The organism is Enterobacter sp. E12, assembly GCF_014596715.2.
In the GTDB taxonomy this organism is placed as follows: Bacteria; Pseudomonadota; Gammaproteobacteria; order Enterobacterales; family Enterobacteriaceae; genus Enterobacter; species Enterobacter bugandensis.
In genome coordinates this window covers 4,449,520-4,470,468 of record NZ_CP115601.1, presented here as the reverse complement: position 1 = coordinate 4,470,468, position 20,949 = coordinate 4,449,520, and the positions used below count along the sequence as shown (strand labels likewise).

General features: G+C 57.0%; 19 protein-coding genes. 6 read left to right on the top strand and 13 right to left on the bottom strand.

Features of this window, described 5'->3' with window-relative positions; all coding sequences use genetic code 11:
* Positions 1 to 40 precede the first annotated feature (40 nt).
* Positions 41 to 1,195, top strand: coding sequence for an IS481 family transposase (locus IB212_RS21475; RefSeq protein ID WP_081753002.1), 1,155 nt, complete (start codon positions 41 to 43; stop codon positions 1,193 to 1,195).
* Between the two features lie 89 nt (positions 1,196 to 1,284).
* Here the strand turns inward: IB212_RS21475 and gntT are convergent, their stop codons facing one another.
* From gntT to gntX, 3 genes are all read right to left on the bottom strand, one after another.
* Complete coding sequence (gene gntT, locus IB212_RS21470; RefSeq protein ID WP_028014680.1) at positions 1,285 to 2,601, bottom strand: gluconate transporter; 1,317 nt, start codon at positions 2,599 to 2,601, stop codon at positions 1,285 to 1,287.
* A gap of 306 nt (positions 2,602 to 2,907) precedes the next feature.
* Positions 2,908 to 3,483 (bottom strand): Fe-S biogenesis protein NfuA, encoded by a 576-nt coding sequence (nfuA, locus tag IB212_RS21465; RefSeq protein ID WP_003861601.1) that lies wholly within the window; start codon positions 3,481 to 3,483, stop codon positions 2,908 to 2,910.
* Between the two features lie 61 nt (positions 3,484 to 3,544).
* Positions 3,545 to 4,228, bottom strand: a complete 684-nt coding sequence (gene gntX / locus IB212_RS21460; protein ID WP_188246203.1) for a DNA utilization protein GntX — start codon at positions 4,226 to 4,228, stop codon at positions 3,545 to 3,547.
* Between the two features lie 36 nt (positions 4,229 to 4,264).
* On the opposite strand from gntX, the gene bioH reads away from it, so the two are divergent.
* Together bioH and IB212_RS21450 are read left to right on the top strand one after the other, a co-directional pair.
* Positions 4,265 to 5,038 carry a pimeloyl-ACP methyl ester esterase BioH gene (bioH, locus tag IB212_RS21455; protein WP_048957376.1) on the top strand — a complete coding sequence of 258 codons (774 nt, stop codon included), beginning with the start codon at positions 4,265 to 4,267 and terminating at the stop codon, positions 5,036 to 5,038.
* 111 nt (positions 5,039 to 5,149) lie between these two features.
* Positions 5,150 to 5,419, top strand: coding sequence for a YdgH/BhsA/McbA-like domain containing protein (locus IB212_RS21450; protein WP_028014676.1), 270 nt, complete (start codon positions 5,150 to 5,152; stop codon positions 5,417 to 5,419).
* Between the two features lie 33 nt (positions 5,420 to 5,452).
* Here the strand turns inward: IB212_RS21450 and feoC are convergent, their stop codons facing one another.
* From feoC to greB, 5 genes are all read right to left on the bottom strand, one after another.
* On the bottom strand, positions 5,453 to 5,689 hold the full coding sequence (feoC, locus tag IB212_RS21445) for a [Fe-S]-dependent transcriptional repressor FeoC (RefSeq protein WP_041911908.1): 237 nt from the start codon (positions 5,687 to 5,689) through the stop codon (positions 5,453 to 5,455).
* 12 nt (positions 5,690 to 5,701) lie between these two features.
* On the bottom strand, positions 5,702 to 8,020 hold the full coding sequence (feoB, locus tag IB212_RS21440) for a Fe(2+) transporter permease subunit FeoB (protein ID WP_041911909.1): 2,319 nt from the start codon (positions 8,018 to 8,020) through the stop codon (positions 5,702 to 5,704).
* 30 nt (positions 8,021 to 8,050) lie between these two features.
* Entirely contained in the window at positions 8,051 to 8,278 is a 228-nt protein-coding gene (gene feoA, locus IB212_RS21435; protein WP_006177893.1) for a ferrous iron transporter A, read from the bottom strand.
* 302 nt (positions 8,279 to 8,580) lie between these two features.
* Positions 8,581 to 10,911, bottom strand: a complete 2,331-nt coding sequence (locus IB212_RS21430) for a Tex family protein (protein ID WP_041911910.1) — start codon at positions 10,909 to 10,911, stop codon at positions 8,581 to 8,583.
* Between the two features lie 86 nt (positions 10,912 to 10,997).
* Positions 10,998 to 11,471, bottom strand: a complete 474-nt coding sequence (greB, locus tag IB212_RS21425; RefSeq protein ID WP_033146820.1) for a transcription elongation factor GreB — start codon at positions 11,469 to 11,471, stop codon at positions 10,998 to 11,000.
* A gap of 228 nt (positions 11,472 to 11,699) precedes the next feature.
* Between greB and ompR the strand changes: the two genes are divergently transcribed.
* Both ompR and envZ read left to right on the top strand, forming a co-directional pair.
* The gene (ompR, locus tag IB212_RS21420) at positions 11,700 to 12,419 is read left to right on the top strand and encodes a two-component system response regulator OmpR (RefSeq protein ID WP_001157751.1); all 720 of its coding nucleotides are present in this window, start codon (positions 11,700 to 11,702) and stop codon (positions 12,417 to 12,419) included.
* Positions 12,416 to 13,762 carry a two-component system sensor histidine kinase EnvZ gene (gene envZ / locus IB212_RS21415; RefSeq protein ID WP_028014672.1) on the top strand — a complete coding sequence of 449 codons (1,347 nt, stop codon included), beginning with the start codon at positions 12,416 to 12,418 and terminating at the stop codon, positions 13,760 to 13,762. The genes ompR and envZ overlap by 4 nt, the downstream gene beginning before the upstream one ends.
* Positions 13,763 to 13,852: 90 nt before the next feature.
* Here the strand turns inward: envZ and pckA are convergent, their stop codons facing one another.
* From pckA to IB212_RS21390, 5 genes are all read right to left on the bottom strand, one after another.
* Positions 13,853 to 15,472, bottom strand: a complete 1,620-nt coding sequence (gene pckA / locus IB212_RS21410) for a phosphoenolpyruvate carboxykinase (ATP) (RefSeq protein WP_041911911.1) — start codon at positions 15,470 to 15,472, stop codon at positions 13,853 to 13,855.
* A gap of 356 nt (positions 15,473 to 15,828) precedes the next feature.
* The gene (gene hslO / locus IB212_RS21405) at positions 15,829 to 16,713 is read right to left on the bottom strand and encodes an Hsp33 family molecular chaperone HslO (RefSeq protein WP_161495995.1); all 885 of its coding nucleotides are present in this window, start codon (positions 16,711 to 16,713) and stop codon (positions 15,829 to 15,831) included.
* Between the two features lie 21 nt (positions 16,714 to 16,734).
* The gene (hslR, locus tag IB212_RS21400) at positions 16,735 to 17,133 is read right to left on the bottom strand and encodes a ribosome-associated heat shock protein Hsp15 (RefSeq protein WP_041911912.1); all 399 of its coding nucleotides are present in this window, start codon (positions 17,131 to 17,133) and stop codon (positions 16,735 to 16,737) included.
* Entirely contained in the window at positions 17,130 to 17,813 is a 684-nt protein-coding gene (gene yrfG / locus IB212_RS21395) for a GMP/IMP nucleotidase (protein ID WP_028014668.1), read from the bottom strand. Before yrfG ends, hslR begins: the two co-directional genes overlap by 4 nt.
* A gap of 67 nt (positions 17,814 to 17,880) precedes the next feature.
* Entirely contained in the window at positions 17,881 to 20,016 is a 2,136-nt protein-coding gene (locus IB212_RS21390) for an intracellular growth attenuator family protein (protein ID WP_041911913.1), read from the bottom strand.
* A 322-nt stretch (positions 20,017 to 20,338) separates the two neighbouring features.
* Between IB212_RS21390 and nudE the strand changes: the two genes are divergently transcribed.
* Complete coding sequence (nudE, locus tag IB212_RS21385; protein WP_028014666.1) at positions 20,339 to 20,899, top strand: ADP compounds hydrolase NudE; 561 nt, start codon at positions 20,339 to 20,341, stop codon at positions 20,897 to 20,899.
* The last annotated feature ends 50 nt before the right edge of the window (positions 20,900 to 20,949 follow it).

Here is a 20,949-nt window from a genome sequence, read left to right as displayed (position 1 = left end):
ACATGGTAGACACTTACAACTAAGGCATAAGAACCCGTCTATGGAGTCGCTTATGCCCTGGGATGCGAGAGATACCATGTCATTACGTACCGAGTTTGTTTTGTTCGCCTCGCAGGACGGGGCGAACATCCGTTCCCTCTGCCGTCGCTTCGGCATTTCACCTGCCACCGGCTACAAGTGGCTTCGTCGCTGGATGGAGGAAGGTGCCTCCGGCCTTCAGGACCGCCCGCGCATACCGCACCATTCCCCGAACCGCTCATCTGACGACATCACCGCCCTGCTGCGCATGGCCCATGAGCGCCATGAACGCTGGGGCGCACGCAAGATTAAGCGCTGGCTCGAAGACCAGGGGCACCGTATGCCCGCCTTCAGCACTGTCCATAGCCTGATGGCCCGTCACGGCCTGCTGCCGGGCGCAACACCGGGCATTCCCGCCACGGGACGGTTCGAACACGACGCGCCGAACCGGCTCTGGCAGATGGATTTTAAGGGCCACTTTCCCTTTGGCGGTGGCCGCTGCCATCCGCTCACCCTGCTGGACGACCACTCCCGTTTTTCCCTGTGCCTGGCGCACTGTACCGATGAACGGCGCGAGACCGTGCAGCAGCAGCTGGTCAGCGTGTTTGAACGCTACGGCCTGCCGGACCGGATGACGATGGACAACGGCTCACCGTGGGGAGACACCACCGGCACCTGGACGGCGCTGGAGCTGTGGCTGATGCGCCACGGTATCCGGGTGGGGCACTCCCGGCCTTATCATCCGCAGACGCAGGGCAAGCTGGAGCGTTTTCACCGCAGCCTGAAGTCGGAAGTGCTGCAGGGAAAATGGTTCGCGGACAGCGGTGAGCTGCAGCGCGCCTTCGACCACTGGCGCACGGTGTACAACCTTGAACGCCCGCACGAGGCGCTGGATATGGCGGTACCGGCCTCGCGGTATCAGCCGTCTGCCCGGCAGTACAGCGGCAGCGTAACGCCACCTGAATACGATGAAGGGGTGAAGGTCAGGAAAGTGGATGTCAGCGGAAAGCTGAGCATACAGGGTGTCAGTCTGAGCGCAGGCAAGGCGTTCAGGGGAGAACGGGTCGGGCTGAGGGAGACACAGGATGACGGCTGCTATGAAGTGTGGTGGTACAGCACGAAAGTGGGGGTGATCGACCTGAAGAAAAAGTCGATCACCATGGGTAAAGGATGTTAAAAAGTGTTCACCATGTCCCCGAACACCTGTCTACCATGTCCCCGGACTGTACACCCCAAAGGGGAGAGGGAACCGATCGAGCAGGAGAGTCAGAGAGCCATATTCAACAGCAGACACCCTACCAGGCCGCAGACCGAAATAATGGTTTCCAGCATTGACCAGGACTTGATGGTCTCACCGATGGTCAGGTTGAAGTACTCCTTGAACAGCCAGAAGCCCGGATCGTTTACGTGAGAGAAAATCACGCTGCCGGAGCCTACCGCAATAACCATCAGCTCAGGGCTGACGCCCGTGGTGGCAATCAGTGGCGCAACGATACCGCCCGCTGTAATCGCCGCAACGGTTGCAGAACCCAGCGCGATACGCAGCACGGCAGCAATAGACCACGCCATCAGGATTGGAGAGATATTGGTTTCATGCATCATGGAAGCGATGTATTTGTCCACGCCGCTGTCGACCAGCACCTGCTTGAACGCACCGCCACCACCGATAATCAGCAGCATCATGGCAATGATTTTGATGGACGAGGTCAGCGTGTCGTTGATCTGATCCATGGAGCGGCCACGGTTCAGGCCGAAGGTGAACATCGCAATCAATACCGCAATCAGCGTTGCCATCACCGGGTCGCCGAGGAACTCGGCAACGGCCAGGAAAGCGTGGCCTTTCGGCAGGATCATCTCCGCCACGGCGCGCATTGCCATCAGGATCACCGGTACCAGCGAGGTCCAGACGCTGACGCCAAAGCCTGGCATCTCTTCTTCAGTGAAGGTTTTGGCGCTGTACAGACCTTCCGGAATAGGCTTATCAATGCCTTTCAGAAAACGGGCATATACCGGGCCTGCCAGAATTACGGTCGGGATCGCCAGAATCGTACCGAACAGCAGGGTTTTACCCATATCGGCGTGGAAGATGGTGGCGATGGCGGTTGGACCCGGGTGCGGCGGCAGGAAGCCGTGGGTCACGGACAGCGCAGCAGCCATTGGCACACCCACGAACAGCAGCGGGATGTTGGCCGCGGCGGCGATGGTGAACACCAGCGGCAGCATCAGCACGAAGCCCACTTCATAAAACAGCGCGAAACCGACGGTAAAACCGGTTAACACCACCGCCCACTGGATGTTCTTCTTGCCAAACTTTTCGATAAGCGTGGTGGCAATACGCTGCGCGCCCCCGCAGTCCGCCAGCATTTTACCGAGCATGGCGCCGAAGCCCATGATCAGTGCCAGGCTGCCGAGCGTGCCGCCGACACCGGCTTTGATAGAGCTGATAACTTTAACCAGCGGCATCCCCTGCATCAGACCGACTGCAAGTGCCACCAGAACCAGAGCGATAAATCCGTTCATTTTGAAGCGGATCATCAAGAGCAGTAATAACACAACACCGATAGCAACGATGACTAATGGCATGATTTACCTGGCCTTTGAATTGTTATGGGTAACGTCATTGTTTCAACGACAAATTCCGGTTGTCCCAACTGGGAACAGAGTGGTTAACGGCACTCATACTGATGCCTGCGAAACAGTTAAGTTTAGTCGGCTGTTATAAGGGTGTTGAGTGCCCACGAGAATGATACGGGTAACATATCGTGGTTGAGAATCACCCGGTGAGGCAAAATTTGAATTATGAGACGCAGGTCAACATATAGAGGGGGAAGGCAAGGGAGTCAGGCCCGGTAAGCGCAGCGCTACCGGGCAATACAGACGGGTACTGAATTAGTAGTAAGAGTGCTCGCCGCGCTGGTGCTCTGTCAGGTCGCGCACGCCTTTCAGTTCCGGGAATTCGTTCAGCAGCTGCTTCTCGATCCCTTCTTTCAGGGTCACGTCGACCATGGAGCAACCGTTACAGCCGCCGCCGAACTGCAGGATCGCCAGGCCGTCTTCCGTGATTTCCATCAGGGAAACGCGACCGCCGTGGCCGGCCAGTTGTGGGTTGATCTGGGACTGCAGCAGATACTCAACGCGCTCCATCAGCGGCGCATCGTCAGAGACTTTACGCATTTTGGCATTTGGCGCTTTCAGGGTCAGCTGAGAACCCAGCTGGTCGGTGACAAAGTCGATTTCCGCATCTTCAAGATACGGCGCGCTCAGTTCATCGACGTAAGCGGTGAGCTGTTCAAATTTAAGGGCAGTGTCAGTTGCTTCCACAGCGTCCGGAGGACAATAAGAGACACCACATTCTGCATTCGGAGTGCCTGGATTGATCACAAACACGCGGATCTGCGTCCCTTCTTCCTGATTTGCCAGCAGTTTGGCAAAGTGCGCTTGTGCAGAATCGGAAATACGGATCATAGCTTTGGCCTAATAGTTGACTAAATTACCTGGGTATAATCATACGCCCATTGAAGAAGGGCTACAAGGTACGGCACAGACACCATACCTGAACCGACGCGGCGCCGCTTTGCAAAAGCAGTCGGGAAAGTTCAGCAACGGTACTGCCTGTGGTGACCACGTCATCCACGATGGCGATATGGAGGTCGTGGACCGGCAATTCAAGGCGAAAGGCGTTTTTCAGGTTCCTTTTGCGAAGCCGGGCGTTGAGCTGATGCTGGATGGCGGTGGCATGAACGCGGGTAAGCGCGCTGGCATCGTAGCGACAGCCCAGCCACCGGGCGAGCGGGCGGCAGAGCAGGTCGCTTTGATTATAGCCGCGCCGCCAGTGCCGGCGTCGGTATAAGGGGACATTCACCACCATGTCGATTTTCGGCAAAGCGCGGGTTCGTCGCGCCTGTAAAACGGCCAGCAAAAGCAGGCGGGCAAGGGGCTGCGCCAGCGAACTCTGGCCGGAAAACTTCAGGGCGTGAATAAGCCCGCTCAGCGGCGGAACATAATCATCCACGGTCACCAGCGCGCTCCACGGCGGGGATTTTTTCAGGCAGCGGCCGCAGGGCAAATCGCGGTTCGCCGCCGGTAAACCACATTGCGGGCAGGTTGTGATACGCCTTTCCAGCGAACGCGTGCAGACGGAACAGACGCCCCACGCGCTGAGGGCAAGCGGCATTTTGCATAGCCAGCACAAGCCAGGCACTGTTAGCATGTGCAACCTCCATGTGAAAAAAGAGAACAGTAACTGATGAAGACGCTGTGGTGGCAGACCGTAGGGACAGGAAATTGCCATCTTGTGCTGCTGCACGGATGGGGCCTGAATGCGGAAGTGTGGCATTGCATAAGCGAGGAACTTGCCTCGCAATTTACGTTACATCTGGTTGATCTGCCGGGCTATGGTCGCAGCCGTGGCTTTGGCGCGATGTCGCTTGATGAAATGGCGCAGCACGTTATAGACGCCGCGCCGCAAAATGCCATCTGGCTGGGCTGGAGTCTGGGCGGGCTGGTGGCAAGCCAGATTGCGCTCTCCTGGCCCGAGCGCGTTAGGGCGCTGGTCACCGTGGCCTCGTCGCCATGCTTTAGCGCGCAAGAGGCGTGGCCCGGCATCAAACCTGACGTTCTGGCGGGCTTCCAGCAGCAGCTGAGCGACGATTTCCAGCGGACCGTCGAGCGATTCCTCGCCTTGCAGACGATGGGCACCGAAACCGCGCGTCAGGATGCCAGAGCGTTAAAGCAGGTGGTGCTCTCCCTGCCGATGCCGGACGTTGAGGTGCTTAACGGCGGTCTGGAGATCCTGAAAACGGCCGATCTGCGCGAGCCGCTGGCCGGGCTGAGCATGCCGCACCTGCGCATCTATGGCTATCTCGACGGGCTGGTGCCGCGCAAAGTGGTCCCACTTCTGGATTCCCTCTGGCCGGACAGCGAATCACAGGTCATAGCAAAAGCCGCGCATGCGCCGTTTATCTCTCATCCGACGGAGTTTTGTTCAGCGTTGGTTGCGTTAAGTCAACGTTTAGACTGATTATTTTCTATCCAGCCTGGAAAAAGTTACACACCGCAACCATACTCCAGATGTCGTTGCGGTTGTTCTGCCTACGATGATCAAAACAACAATCCTATGGAGAGTCAGGCTATGAAACTTGTTACAGGTATTGTCACTTCTCTGGTTATTGGGTCACTGTCATTTGGCGTTTTTGCGGCAAAAGAGCTGGAAAAAGATAAAGTTGCCGGGATGAATTTGACGAAAATTGGTGAGATTTCTACGTCTGACACCACCGCGCCGATGGATGCAAGAAAAGAGCTGTCGAAGAAAGCGGATGAGCTGGGCGGGACATACTTCGTCGTCACCAGCGCAGAAAAACAGACCAAAAACGTACGCGCTACTGCGGATGTCTATAAGTAATACGATAAAACCGGGCAGCAATGCCCGGCTTTATTAGCGCAGTGCCCACCACTCCCTGAGACAGGCCTTTCCTTCCGGACAGCTTTTACAACTGCCGGAGAGGCAACCCTCCGCTTCTTCCTGAATCCGCACGGCTTTACCCATGGCTTCCAGGCGCTCCAGCATGGCATCGATCATCGGCTGCGGCGTATGCAGGCTAAGGCTGAGCTGTTTTGCCTCCATGCGTCCCTGCAATGCCAGTAAGTCACGAACCTGAATCAACGATGCCATCTGTTTTTCCCCTTAGTGACAGTCGCCCGCCGGGCTGTTGCAGCAGGTGGCCGGGGTTTTACGCGTCGCCAGCAGGTTGATATCAACGCGGCTTCGCGCCCGGCGCAGCAGGCCAATCACAATCACGTTAAACAGGATGACTGCCAGGATGCTGACCAGGCTGTAGCGCGGATGCTGGCTGAAGTTAACGGTCTGGTAAAACAGCGTCGCCAGCGAGTAGGCGATATTCAGCCCCCACAGAATGGAGAAGCCCATCCAGCCGCGGCTGGACTCACGGGCAATCGCCCCCATCACCGAGATGCACGGAATATAGAGCAGAACGAAGATCAGGTAGCTGTAGGCTGCGGACGCGCTGCCAAACTTCTCGCCCATCACGCCCATGGCACCGGTCGCCATTTCGCCGTCGCCTTTACTGGCCTCAATCGGGTTAGCCAGCACGCTCAGGCTGAAGGTGTCTTTCAGGCTCTGCCAGGTCTCCTCTACGGCACCCAGCAGTTCGTCAACGAGGTGAAACTCCGCCGGGTTAAATTCCTGCTCCTGAATGTTCTCTGCGGTGTAGAGCGTGTTCAGGGTCCCGACGACCACCTCTTTCGCCATCGCACCGGTGAACAGGCCCACGGTCGCCTGCCAGTTATCCTCCTGTACGCCAATCGGTTTGAAGACCGGCGTGATGACGCGGCTGACGGAGGCGAGGGCAGAGTCGTTGATGTTATCTGCCGCCTGACCGGTGAGGGTGAAGCTGTTCAGCGCGCTCAGGAAAATACTGACAATAACAATCACCTTACCGGCGCGCAGCACAAAGCCTTTCAGACGCTGCCAGGTCTGGATCGCCAGGCTTTTCAGATGCGGGACGTGATAGACCGGAAGCTCCATTACAAACGGTGACGCTTCACCGCGCATGATGGTGTGCTTGAGCATTAAGCCGGTCAGGATTGCCATCACGATGCCCAGCACGTACAGCGAGAAGACCGCCAGCGCGCCCTGCTGGCCAAAGAAGGCTGCCGCGAAGACGGCAAAGATTGCCAGACGCGCGCCGCAGGACATAAACGGCGCCATCATAATGGTCATCAGTCGTTCACGCGGTGCATCCAGGGTGCGCGCGCCCATTACCGACGGCACGTTACAGCCGAAGCCGACGATCAGCGGAACGAACGATTTGCCCGGCAGCCCCAGCGCCTGCATCAGGCGGTCCATCACGAAGGCGGCGCGCGCCATGTAGCCGGAATCTTCGAGGAACGAGAGGAACAGATACATCATGCCGATCTGCGGTACCAGCGGCAGCACGGTGTTGATACCGCCGCCAATCCCCTGGGCAAGGAAGATGGTCAGCCATTCCGGGAAGTGCAGGGTGTAACCTACCCACTGAATACCGTGTACGAAGACCGCGACAGAACCGGCGTCAAAAATCGGCTGCAGCGCGCCACCGATGTTAATCGCGAGCAGGAACATCACGTACATCACCAGCAGGAAGATGGGCAAACCGAGGAAGCGGTTGAGCACAATCTTATCCACCGCCGCCGTGAAGCGGCTGGGCTCTGCGGTAAGGGCGTTGCTGACCACGTCGCAAATTGACGCAATGGCCTGATAACGCGCATCGGCGATGTGCAGCGCCGGATCGTCCAGCTCGTCGCTGAGACGGGCGAGGGCCACGTCCAGCTTATCCGCCGCATGTCCGGCATAGGCGCGGCTGTAGATATCCCCTTCCAGCATCTGCAGACCGAGCCACAGGCGCTGTTTTGCAGGCATGCTGCTGTCCATCTCCTGCGCCAGCCGTTCGGCTTCGCGCAGCAGCGGCTGGGCGTAATGCACCAGCTCAACGTCGCGGTTTCCCGCGTGGCGGTCAATCGCCAGCTTAAGGGCGTCGATACCGCGAGCGCGGGTCGAGACCAGCGGAACCACCGGACAGCCCAGGCGCGCGGAGAGCGCATCGACGTCGATGCGCAGCTTTTGTTTTTCCGCAATGTCGAGCATGTTGAGCGCCACGATGCAGGGGATCCCCAGCTCCAGCAGCTGTAGCGTCAGGTAAAGGTTTCGCTCGAGGTTCGAAGCGTCGACCACGTTGATCAGCAGATCCGCGTCGCCGCCAAGAATGTAGTGGCAGGCAATTTGCTCATCGAGCGAAGTCTGGGATGAAATCGTGGTTAAGGAGTAGGTGCCGGGAAGGTCAACCAGGGTGACCTGATTGTCCGTTGTCGTGAACTGGCCTTCTTTACGTTCAACCGTTACGCCTGCCCAATTTCCCACGCGCTGGCGCGCGCCGGTTAACTGATTAAATAAGGTTGTCTTGCCGGAATTAGGATTGCCAATTAAGCCAATAGTTAATTTTTTCATTGTATTAGACCCACCGAAACCGCTGGCTTGTTAACGGGATAAAGATTCAACTTCAATTAATGCGAGGTCTTTTTTGCGCAGAACCAGATTTACGCGCCGGGTTTCGATATGAACAGGATCGCCCAACGGCGCCACACGCACGACCTGGAATGATGAGCCGGGCAGCATGCCAAGTGACAGCAGCTTCTGCCGATAGGCCGGGCTAATTTCGCGGGTAAAACCGGTAATTTTCCATGCACTGTCTGGAGTGAATTGCATAATGCCTGATTCCACGAGAGGTTAAATAATCTACACTGCGATGATAATGAGAATAGTTTTTATCAGCAATAATAAAAATGTGACGGGATGTTGTTAATCGTATTAATTTGCGGTCTGATTGACCTTGCTCAATATTTGCAGAATTACCCGGGAAGGAATAAAAAGCGTATTTGTTAATGGAGTGATAAATAGCGGTTTAAATATGGGTGTGCAATCGGTTTCATATATTTCGAGAGAATTTTATTCCCCTCATCCCGGCCCTCTCCCTTTTGGGGAGAGGGTTAGGGTGAGGGGGGGTTACCTTAGCGTTTCTTACCCATCGCCGCCGCCAGCGCGTCCATCATCGCGCTGTTGCCCGCAGGCTGCGCGTCACGCCCGCGCGGTTTTGTGGCTTTCGTGGCCGGACGCTGCTGCTCGCGGCCTCCGCCGTTGCCGCCACGGCGCGCGCTGGTATCGCTCGGCTGCTCATCCAGACGCATGGTCAGGGCGATACGCTTGCGCTGCAGATCCACCTCCAGCACTTTCACCTTCACGATGTCGCCCGCTTTGACCACGGTGTGCGGGTCTTCAACGAACTTGTCGGCAAGGGAAGAGATATGCACCAGACCGTCCTGGTGCACGCCGATATCCACAAACGCGCCGAAGTTGGTGACGTTGGTCACCGCGCCTTCCAGCACCATGCCCGGCAGGAGATCGTTCATGGTCTCGATGCCGTCAGCAAAGGTCGCCGTTTTGAACTCAGGACGCGGATCGCGGCCCGGTTTTTCCAGCTCTTTGATAATGTCGGTAACGGTTGGTACACCAAATTTGTCGTCGGTGAAATCAACGGCTTTCAGGTTACGCAGAGCGCTGCTGTCGCCCATGAGATCCTTCAGCGCCTGCTGGGTGGCGGCCAGGATGCGCTCAACAACAGGGTACGCTTCCGGGTGAACGGTAGAGGCATCCAGCGGGTTATCGCCGTGGTTGATACGCAGGAAGCCCGCACACTGCTCAAACGCTTTCGGCCCCAGGCGGCTCACTTTAAGCAGCTGCTGACGGTTCTGGAACTGGCCGTTCTCATCGCGCCAGGCCACGATGTTCTGTGCCATCATGCGGGTTAAGCCCGCCACGCGGGTCAGCAGAGGAACGGAAGCGGTGTTCAGGTCCACGCCGACGGCGTTTACGCAGTCTTCCACGACCGCGTCCAGCTTGCGCGCCAGCTGCGTCTGGCTCACGTCGTGCTGATACTGGCCCACGCCAATGGATTTCGGATCGATCTTCACCAGCTCCGCCAGCGGATCCTGCAGACGACGGGCGATGGAGACCGCGCCGCGCAGGGAAACGTCCAGCTCAGGGAATTCCTGCGCCGCCAGCTCAGAGGCGGAATAGACCGATGCGCCCGCTTCGCTGACGATCACTTTCTGTGCCGTCACTTTCGGGAACTGCTTCTGCACGTCGAGATAGAAACGCTCGGTTTCGCGTGATGCGGTGCCGTTACCGATGGCAACCAGCTCCACGTTGTACTTCTCGCACAGCGCCGCCACCACGACGGCGGCTTTCGCTGCCTGGCCGGTGTGCGGGTATATGGTATCGGTGGCGACCAGCTTGCCGGTGCCGTCAACGACCGCCACCTTCACGCCGGTACGCAGGCCCGGATCGAGCCCCATGGTGGCGCGCAGGCCCGCAGGAGCGGCCATCAGCAGGTCATGCAGGTTACGGGCGAAGACGTTGATCGCTTCGTCTTCCGCGCGTTCGCGCACGGTGCCCATCAGCTCGGTTTCCAGGTGCATCAGCACCTTGATGCGCCAGGTCCAGCTCACCACGCCTTTGCGCCAGCTGTCCGCCGGGGCGTTGTTCAGGCGCAGGCCGAGATGGTCGATGATAATCTGCTCGCAGTGGCTCTCTTTCGGCGGCTCGTCAAACTGCGGGTCGGCGTTCAGGGAGAGCTGGAGCACGCCTTCGTTGCGGCCGCGGAACATCGCCAGCGCGCGGTGAGACGGGGTGGTCGAAATCGGTTCGTGGTGATCGAAGTAGTCGCGGAACTTCGCGCCTTCTTCCTCTTTGCCCGCGACGACGGTAGAGACGATGTGGGCGTTCTTCCACAGGTAATCACGCACTTTGGCCAGCAGGGCGGCGTCTTCCGCGAAGCGCTCCATCAGGATGTAGCGCGCGCCGTCCAGAGCGGCCTTGGTGTCAGCGACACCTTTGTCGGCGTCGACGAATTTCGCCGCTTCGGTTTCCGGGTCGTGAGATGGCTCATTCCACAGCAGCTCTGCCAGCGGCTCAAGGCCCGCCTCAATCGCAATCTGCCCGCGGGTACGGCGCTTCGGTTTATACGGCAGATAGAGATCTTCGAGTTCAGTTTTGCTCAGGGTGCCGTTAATGGCGCTTTCCAGCTCGCTGGTCAGCTTGCCCTGTTCGCCGATGGATTTGAGGATCGCCTGACGACGTTCTTCCAGCTCGCGCAGATAGCCCAGGCGGGTCTCCAGGTTACGCAGCTGCGTGTCATCCAGACCGCCTGTGACTTCCTTACGATAACGTGCAATAAACGGCACGGTGTTCCCTTCATCAAGCAGGCGAACGGCAGCTTCTACCTGTTCGGCTCTGGCCTGAAGTTCACCCGCAATAATGCGGCAGAGCGAATCTTTCATCATGGCTTTATCATCTTGTGGGTCAAAAATCAGGGGATAGTTATACGGGCTGACACGGCAAAATGCCAGCCGGGGAGGGCGCTCTCGGACTATTTTACGTAGACGATCTCATTGACGTACCAGCTGGCTTCACCGGCTGGGGTCTGAACGACGGCTAAATCGCCCACTTCCTTTTTCAGCAGTGCGCGGGCCATCGGGGAGTCGATAGAAATGTAATCTTTACGACCAAAAATTTCATCGTAACCGACGATGCGAAAACGCAGGATGTCACCATCGTCGTTTTCAATCTCCACCCACGCGCCGAAGAACACTTTGCCCTCCTGCTGCGGGGAGTAATCGACAATTTTAAGATTTTCGAGACACTTCGTCAGATAGCGTACCCGGCGGTCAATTTCGCGCAGCCGCTTCTTGTTGTACTGATAATCAGCATTTTCGCTGCGATCGCCCAGGCTGGCCGCCCAGGTCACCTTTTTGGTCACTTCAGGACGCTCTTCGCGCCACAGGTAATCCATCTCTTTTTTGAGCTTTTCGTACCCTTCGCGGGTGATCAGGGGCGTTTTCATGGTGCTGCCTTTGCTGCCGGTTCTCTGTTTTGCGCACAATACGTACCACACAGTGTAACAGACAGGATTAATAATGATTTATGTGATGAAATGAACAGATAAGCTGCTGTTAAATATGCTTTGTAACAATTTCGACTAGAATTTATACCAGAATTAACTGGTCGAATACGTGCACTTTTTTAGAATACGCTGTTACAAAGACTATCCGAACCTTTGGGAGTACACACAATGCAAGAAAACTACAAAATTCTGGTCGTGGATGACGACATGCGCCTGCGCGCGCTGCTTGAGCGTTATCTGACCGAGCAGGGCTTCCAGGTTCGTAGCGTCGCGAACGCTGAGCAGATGGACCGTCTGCTGACCCGCGAATCTTTCCATCTGATGGTTCTCGACCTGATGCTGCCGGGTGAAGACGGGCTTTCTATCTGCCGCCGTCTGCGCAGCCAGAGCAACCCGATGCCGATCATCATGGTGACGGCGAAGGGCGAAGAAGTTGACCGTATCGTAGGCCTCGAAATCGGCGCCGACGACTACATTCCAAAACCGTTTAACCCGCGCGAGCTGCTGGCGCGTATTCGTGCCGTGCTGCGCCGTCAGGCGAATGAACTGCCGGGCGCGCCGTCCCAGGAAGAAGCCGTCATTGCCTTCGGCAAGTTCAAGCTGAACCTCGGCACGCGCGAGATGTTCCGTGAAGATGAGCCAATGCCGCTCACCAGCGGCGAGTTTGCCGTACTGAAAGCGCTGGTCAGCCACCCGCGCGAGCCGCTTTCCCGCGACAAGCTGATGAACCTGGCGCGCGGTCGCGAATACTCCGCAATGGAACGCTCCATCGACGTGCAGATCTCCCGCCTGCGCCGCATGGTGGAAGAAGATCCGGCGCATCCTCGTTATATTCAGACCGTATGGGGTCTGGGCTACGTGTTCGTTCCGGACGGCTCTAAAGCATGAGGCGAATGCGCTTCTCGCCGCGAAGCTCGTTTGCCCGCACCCTCTTACTGATCGTCACCCTGCTGTTCGTCAGCCTGGTGACGACCTACCTGGTGGTGTTGAACTTTGCGATTCTGCCGAGCCTCCAGCAGTTTAATAAGGTCCTGGCCTACGAAGTGCGTATGCTGATGACCGATAAGCTGCAGCTGGAGGACGGCACGCAGCTGGTTGTTCCCCCGGCATTTCGCCGTGAAATCTACCGTGAACTGGGCATTTCGCTTTACTCCAATGAAGCGGCGGAAGATGCTGGCCTGCGCTGGGCGCAGCACTATGAATTCCTCAGCCAGCAGATGGCGCAACAGCTGGGTGGCCCGACGGAAGTGCGCGTTGAGGTCAACAAAAGCTCGCCCGTCGTCTGGCTGAAAACCTGGCTGTCACCCAACATCTGGGTACGCGTTCCGCTGACTGAAATCCATCAGGGCGATTTCTCGCCGCTGTTCCGCTACACCCTTGCCATTATGCTGCTGGCGATAGGCGGCGCGTGGCTGTTTATCCGTATCCAGAACCGACCGCTGGTCGACCTGGAGCACGCGGCGCTGCAGGTCGGTAAAGGCATTATTCCTCCTCCACTGCGTGAATATGGTGCCTCTGAAGTGCGCTCAGTAACGCGCGCGTTTAACCACATGGCGGCAGGCGTTAAGCAGCTGGCGGATGACCGTACGCTGCTGATGGCCGGCGTCAGTCATGACCTGCGCACCCCGCTAACGCGTATTCGTCTGGCGACGGAGATGATGGGTGAAGAGGACGGTTATCTCGCCGAGTCTATTAACAAGGACATCGAAGAGTGTAACGCCATCATCGAGCAGTTCATCGACTACCTGCGCACCGGTCAGGAGATGCCGATGGAAATGGCCGATCTGAACGCGGTGCTGGGCGAAGTGGTGGCCGCAGAAAGTGGTTATGAGCGTGAAATTGATACTGACCTTCAGGACGGTGAAATTCAGGTTCGTATGCACCCGCTTTCCATTAAGCGTGCGGTGGCCAATATGGTGGTTAACGCGGCGCGCTACGGTAACGGCTGGATTAAGGTTAGCAGCGGGTCTGAACTCAACCGCGCCTGGTTCCAGGTGGAAGACGACGGCCCGGGCATTAAGCCCGAGCAGCGTAAGCATCTGTTCCAGCCATTTGTGCGCGGCGATAGCGCGCGCAGCACCAGCGGTACGGGCTTAGGCCTGGCGATTGTGCAGCGTATTGTGGATAACCATAACGGATTGCTGGAGATTGGTACCAGCGAGCGGGGCGGGTTGAGCATTCGCGCCTGGTTGCCGGTTCCGGTGACGCGGGGGCAGGTGAAAGAGGGATAGTGCGGTCTGATGCCCTCACCCCGGCCCTCTCCCACGGGGAGAGGGAGAAAACATTAAAAAAGGCAACTTTCGTTGCCTTTTTGCTTTTACCTACAGCTTCGGACCCGCGCTCACCAGCGCAGCGCCCGCCGGGGTATCGGTGTACTTCTCGAAGTTCTCGATAAACAGCTTCGCCAGCGATTCCGCCTTCTCGCGCCACTGTTCCGGCGATCCGTAGGTATTGCGCGGGTCGAGGATACGCGTGTCCACACCCGGCAGTTCCGTCGGAATGGCCAGATCGAACATCGGCAGCGTGAAGGTTTCGGCGTTATCCAGAGAACCATCCAGAATGGCGTCGATAATGGCGCGGGTATCTTTGATAGAGATACGTTTGCCGGTGCCGTTCCAGCCGGTATTCACCAGGTAGGCCTGCGCGCCGGATGCCTGCATGCGTTTCACCAGCACCTCAGCGTACTGCGTCGGGTGAAGCGACAGGAAGGCTGCACCGAAGCAGGCGGAGAAGGTTGGGGTTGGCTCCGTGACGCCACGCTCGGTACCCGCCAGCTTGGCGGTAAAGCCAGAGAGGAAGTGGTACTGCGTCTGGCTGGCGGTCAGGCGGGAAACCGGTGGCAGCACGCCGAACGCATCCGCCGTCAGGAAAATCACCTTCGTGGCATGGCCCGCTTTTGACACCGGCTTCACGATGTTGTCGATGTGGTAGATCGGGTAAGAGACGCGGGTGTTTTCGGTTTTTGACGCATCGTCGAAGTCGATAGAGCCGTCGGCACGTACGGTGACGTTTTCCAGCAGCGCGTCGCGGCGGATCGCGTGGAAGATATCCGGCTCGGCCTCTTCAGACAGGCGAATGGTCTTCGCGTAGCAGCCGCCTTCGAAGTTAAACACCCCGTCATCGTCCCAGCCGTGTTCGTCATCGCCAATCAGACGGCGTTTTGGATCGGTGGAGAGCGTGGTTTTCCCGGTGCCGGAAAGACCGAAGAACACCGCTACGTCGCCTTTCTCGCCGACGTTCGCCGAGCAGTGCATAGAGGCAATACCGCGCAGCGGCAGCAGGTAGTTCATGACCGAGAACATCCCTTTCTTCATTTCGCCGCCATACCAGGTACCGCCGATCAGCTGAATACGTTCGGTCAGGTTGAAGGCAATGAAGTTTTCGGAGTTCAGACCCTGCTCTTTCCACTGTGGGTTAGTGCATTTCGCACCGTTCATCACGATGAAGTCAGGTGTGAAGTCCTGCAGCTCTTCGTCGGTCGGACGAATAAACATATTCTTAACGAAATGCGCCTGCCAGGCCACTTCGGTAATGAAACGCACGGAAAGGCGGGTATCGGCGTTAGCGCCGCAGAAAGCGTCGACAATGAACAGACGCTTACCGGAAAGTTGATGGGTGACGAGCCCTTTCAGATGCTGCCAGGTTTCCGGGGAGAGCGGTTTGTTGTCGTTCTTCCCTTTGCCCTTGTCAGCCCACCACAGCGTATCGCGGGTAGTTTCGTCTCGGACGATATACTTATCTTTCGGCGAACGACCGGTAAAGATACCGGTATCGACGGCGATAGCACCAAGGTTCGTCAACACACCGCGCTCGTATCCTTCCAGTGCTGGATTGAGCTCTTCCTGATACAGCGTATCGTAATCGGGGTTGTAGACGATTTCCTGGACGTCGTGAATACCATAAGCCTTGAGATCTTGCGGGGTTAAACCAGTAACACGCATATCACTGCTCCTTAGCCAATATGTACTGCCTGAAATTGTAGGGTTTTTCTGGGGATGTTAACCGCGACGGGGCTCATAGATTTGTGCATCTGGATAAAACCCTTACTAACGGAAAACGCTGCGACTCCAGTCACAGTGCAGGCGGATTATCGCAGGAATCGCTTTTTGGTTGGGGAAAATGTTCCGAAAAGGTTAAGAGGTGGTGATTTTATCGGAGAGAATGTGAATGTAATCGCATACATGTAAGAAAATTACGTAAGAGTTACACAGGGAAAACGATTCAGCTTTTGGGGGATTTTTGCCCCTCACCCTAACCCTCTCCGCAAAGGGGAAAGGGCAGGGTGAGGGGTAGCGTATTAATGAACCTGCGGATCCGCCGGAGAGGCGTTATTGCGGATTTCAGCGATATCCATTGAATTGAACACGTAGTGCGTACCGCAGTAGTCACAGTGCATATCAATTTCGCCGTCTTCAGCCATGATGCTGTCGATCTCTTCATCCGGCAGAGTTTTCAGTGCGCCAGCGCAGCGCTCGCGCGAGCAGGTGCACTTAAACTCCACGGACTGCGGATCGTACACGGTCACTTCTTCTTCGTGGTACAGACGCCACAGCACGTCGGTCGCCGACAGGTTGAACAGTTCTTCCGCCTTGATGGTTTCGGTCAGCGTCGCCAGATGCTCAAAGTCATTGGTCTGCGCGTCCTGCGCTGGCAGAACCTGCAGCAGCATGCCGCCCGCAGCAGGTTGGCCGTCCACTTCACCGGTACGGATGAACAGACGCGTCGGCAGCTGTTCGGAACGCATGAAGTAATCTTCCAGGCAGGCTGCCAGGGTATCGCCTTCCAGACCGACCACGCCCTGATAGCGTTCACCTTCCTCCGGGGAGATGGTGATCACCAGGTAGCCATTGCCCACCAGCGTTTTGAGATCAGCATTTTCAGGAACGTCGCCCTGAACGCGCGCTACGCCGCGCATCTGCTGCTGGTTATTGCCGTTGATCACCGCCAGCGTCATCGGGCCGTCACCCTGCAGCTGCACGGTGATATCACCGGCAAACTTCAGCGTTGCGGTCAGCAGGCTGGTGGCAACCAGCAGTTCGCCCAACAGGGTCTTCACCGGCAGCGGGTAGTTGTGGTTTTCCAGAATCTGTTTCCAGGTTTCGGATACGGTGACCAGCTCGCCGCGCACGGCGAATTGTTCAAACAGATAGCGGTGTAATTGGTCGTGTTGGGCCATTTTCATCTCTCGTGCGGGTGAGGGTTACTAGCTCTCACCGTGTTTAAATTTCATCAGATCGCGGCGCTCTTTTTTATCCGGTCGCCGGTCCGGGTGGGGCATGGTCAGCGCATTCATTTTGCGCGCCAGCGCGGTCTTCTCGCGCTTTTCAACGCTTTCAGCCGTCTCTTCGTAAAGCTGTACGGCTTCCGATGCGGGCCGCCGCTGTTCGGTAATGGCTTTAATCACTACCGTACGTTCGTCGTTGCCCTGGCGCAGCGTTAAGGTGGCGTTCAGCTCAACCAGCTTGCTCGGCTTGCTGCGCTGGCCGTTGTAATGCACTTTACCGCCGTCAACCATTTCACGGGCAAGGGCGCGCGTTTTATAAAAACGGGCTGCCCACAGCCATTTATCCAGTCTTACCCCATCTGAGGGCTTTTCTTTCATGGCGTCTCCTTCACGGTCAGTGAGGGGATCATCTGGCGGTAGTCGTTCAGTCCCGGATGGCGCAGATAGCTTTTTTCAGCCAGGCCAGAGTCAGGATTAGTGACGCCCAGACAGTAGCGAATGCCAAACGTTGCCGCAGAATCCAGAATAGGCTCGCTGTCGTCAATGAACAGCGTGCGCTCCGGCTGCAGGCCGGTCTCTTCCTTCACCGCATGCCACAACCGCTGATCCTCTTTCGGATAACCAAATGTGTGGGTGGAAAGTAATAAATCAAGGTGCGACGCCAGTCCCGTATGCTCCAGCTTCACGGCCAGGTTATGTGGATGCGCGTTAGTCAGCAAAATACGGCGCTTGCCGCTTGCTTTCAGCGCGTCCAGGAAGGGAACCGTATCTTCGCGCAGCACGGCGCGTGGTCCCTGGGCAGTGGTCATGGCACAAATATCCAAACCGAGGCGCTCGCTCCAGTAGTCCAGACAGTACCAGTTTAGCGTATGTTGCACCGCGCTATATTGCGAACGAATGAACGCCTGCGCTTCTGCCGGGGAGATACCCTGCTGCTCACCATAGGTTTCCGGCACCAGCTTTTGCCAGAAATAGTTATCAAAGGCGAGATCGAGCAGCGTGCCGTCCATATCCAGCAGAACGGTGTCGACCTGCTGCCAGTCGATATCAAGATGCATAGGGGGGAACTCCAGCCAGAAGAAACGTGCGCGACAGGGTAGCACATCTTGTCGCGCAACGACGTTATCAGATCAGGCTCTCAGAGGAGGGGATCAGCTTAGGATTGAGGCAATTCTCATAATATTGCTGGATCTCCGCCAGACGCGTGCGGGAGCGCTGGTAGCGGCGCAGGGCCATAAAACCGTTCCAGAAAATGGCGATCAGCATGGCGATCATCAGCAGAGAGGTGCCAATGTAACGCCACAATCCTGCGCTGTCCGGCATCCGGTGCAGGCCGATATGGCGCGTGCCGTTGGCGTCGGTGAAGATGCTTGTGACAATCCCTTCGGCACTGAACGGCGTTTGCATCAGCATCTGCGCCAGACGCTGGAACTGGCTCCACTGCTCCTGGGCCGGGTAGTCATAAAGCGCTACCTGCGGGTAAGGCTGATCGACCAGGTCGCTGCCTTCATCGCTGGCAATCACAAAGCCGCCCGGTGCCGGACTGTTGAGCGCCTGAGCCGCCCGGGTGGTTTCGCGCATCATAAACGGCGATGTCGAGGTGGCGACCAGGTTATCAAGCGATTCCGCGCTGACCGGACGCAGCAGCACGTTGACGCCATCCAGTCGTCCCGCCTCGGCGCGTTTCACCAGCGAGTCCCAGTCTTTACTGTTCCCGAGGTTAACCAGCGCGTTCTTGAGGCGTATGCACTCATCCTGCGAGGAGCATAAGTCCTGGGTTTTCAGGACAATGTCGCCAAAATCATCCAGCAGAATCATGCCTGATTTCTGAATAGCGGAACGCAGCGCGGGGCTGACGCGTGAATCATCGTCCGGTTTCGGGTGCAGCTGGCGGTTGACCGTCTGGGTCAGCGCCGTGGCTTTATTCACCACTTCGGATTCCGGCAGCGGCAGCGGCGGCGCGTCGTTCCAGATAATTTGCGAACAGTCGAACGGCGTGAACGGTGAATTCTGGCGCGTGTTCCACGCCCCCGGGGTATGGATATTACACATTCCGGTGCCTTTCAGGCGCAGCGTATCGCCCACCCGTACACCCGCTTCATCGAGCTGGTTGACGCTGGTCGCCTCGATGGTCTGCGCGCCTTTGATCCACGACAGGGTAAATTTGATGGGCATATCCAGCGGCACGAAAAGCAGCAGCATGATAAACACCAGCCCGGCGCCGGCGGCGATGACCGTGCTGCGGAGCCAGTGCTGAAGCGGGAAATTTTTCACTTCATCATGCAGAGACAGGAAGCGCCCCTGTCGCACAACGTGGCGGTCAAGATAGATATCAATATCGGTTTTCTGCCCTAAATCCTGCGCAATCCACGGTTGCCAGTGGCGCGGGTAGATCAGGTCGATAATCCCGAGTGAGATATTGTTGAGATGCTCCTGATCGTTCTCACCGAACAGGCCCCAGCGCTTTGGCGTGCCACGCAGGCAGTGGATCTCCCGCAGCGAGGTTTTGGCCGGTGGGGCAAAGAGCCCCCACAGCCCGGCCGCAAGAAGCAACACTGCGCCACCCGCCAGCCATGGGACAAAGACGTCCGGCGTCAGCAGGCAGACAAAAAAGAGCAGGAAAGCGGCAACGATCAGGATGGCTTCACGAATACCGTCCGGACGGCTCAGGGCGTACTCTTCATGCGTCTCCTGACGAATATTCAGTAGCTCAATCTGCTCGGTCTCTTCACCACGAATAGAGGCCTGCGTTGAACTCGCGCGTTCCAGCGCAAAGCGCGGGGCTTCGTGAAGATAGTCATTCAGGGTATGGCCGTTGAGCGAGATTACCAGCGGCAGCGAATCGGTGTGAATCAGCTCAACGCTGTTTTCGTCGTTAATGTACTGCTCCCAGGACGGAGGCAGATGCACCTCAACCGAATCCAGGTAGTAGCGCCACTTGTTGGGGTCGTCAGTCGTAATGCCATAGCGCGTGATGGAGCGCGTCACGCAGAGCACGGTGTCACTTTGCGCGTTAAGCTTAAGCGCCACAGGTGCAGTCGTGGCTCCCGTCGGCCCAGGCGTTAACTGAGAACGGTTCAGCGTTTCGAGATAGTTTTCAACTGCATCGAGCTCGTCTTGCGTGAGTTTACGCGTTGTCGCACCCGCGAAGGCATTTAAAAAGGGCAGCCGGTAACGGCGCTGTATGCGTCGCCTGTACAGCCACCCTGCAATCAATGCGCTGACCAGCATAGCAGCGAGAACAATCAAAATGGTGCTCATGCTTTCCCCATCTTACTTATCTTACAGGTGTAGTCAGTAGCACCTTTACATTGAATGAGAGTCTGTGGCTGGCTATCGGCAAGTATGGAGTCGAACTTGAGCATTCTAAAGCGCATCCCAGTGACCGGTGATGATAGCAAAGCCTGTCATGGCGCGATATCAGCAAATTCCTGGAAACATTTCAACCTCTTGACATTTGTTTTGAATTGAGGATTGATCCCTGCTGCGTTGCATAAATGTAAATAAAGAACAATTGACATTGCCGAAACCGTGCGGCATATCGCACAATAACGCCAGTTCACACTGCTAAGACCCCATCAAGATGAGCAAACCACTACAAAAACCCACCATTCTGCACGTTGAAACTGTCGCCAAATCGCGCCTGTTTAACGTCGAGAGTGTGGACCTGGAGTTCAGCAACGGTGTGCGTCGTGTTTATGAGCGTATGCGCCCCTCTTCGCGCGAAGCGGTGATGATTGTCCCTATCGTCGACGATCATCTGATTTTGATCCGCGAATACGCCGTGGGGACGGAATCTTACGAGCTTGGGTTCTCGAAAGGGCTCATCGATCCGGGTGAAACGGTCTTTGAAGCAGCAAACCGCGAGCTGAAAGAAGAGGTGGGTTTTGGCGCGAACGAACTGTCGTTCCTGAAAAAACTGAGCATGGCGCCGTCCTATTTTTCCAGCAAAATGAACATTGTGGTGGCTGAAGATCTCTATCCTGAATCGCTGGAGGGAGATGAACCAGAGCCGCTGCCGCAGGTTCGCTGGCCGCTGGCGCATCTGATGGATCTGCTTGAAGACCCTGACTTTAACGAGGCTCGCAACGTGAGCGCGCTGTTCCTGGTTCGCGAGTGGCTGAAGGGGCAAGGGCGGCTGTAGGCCATAAAAAAGCCGGGTGGCGGCTTCGCCTTACCCGGCCTGCAATTCTT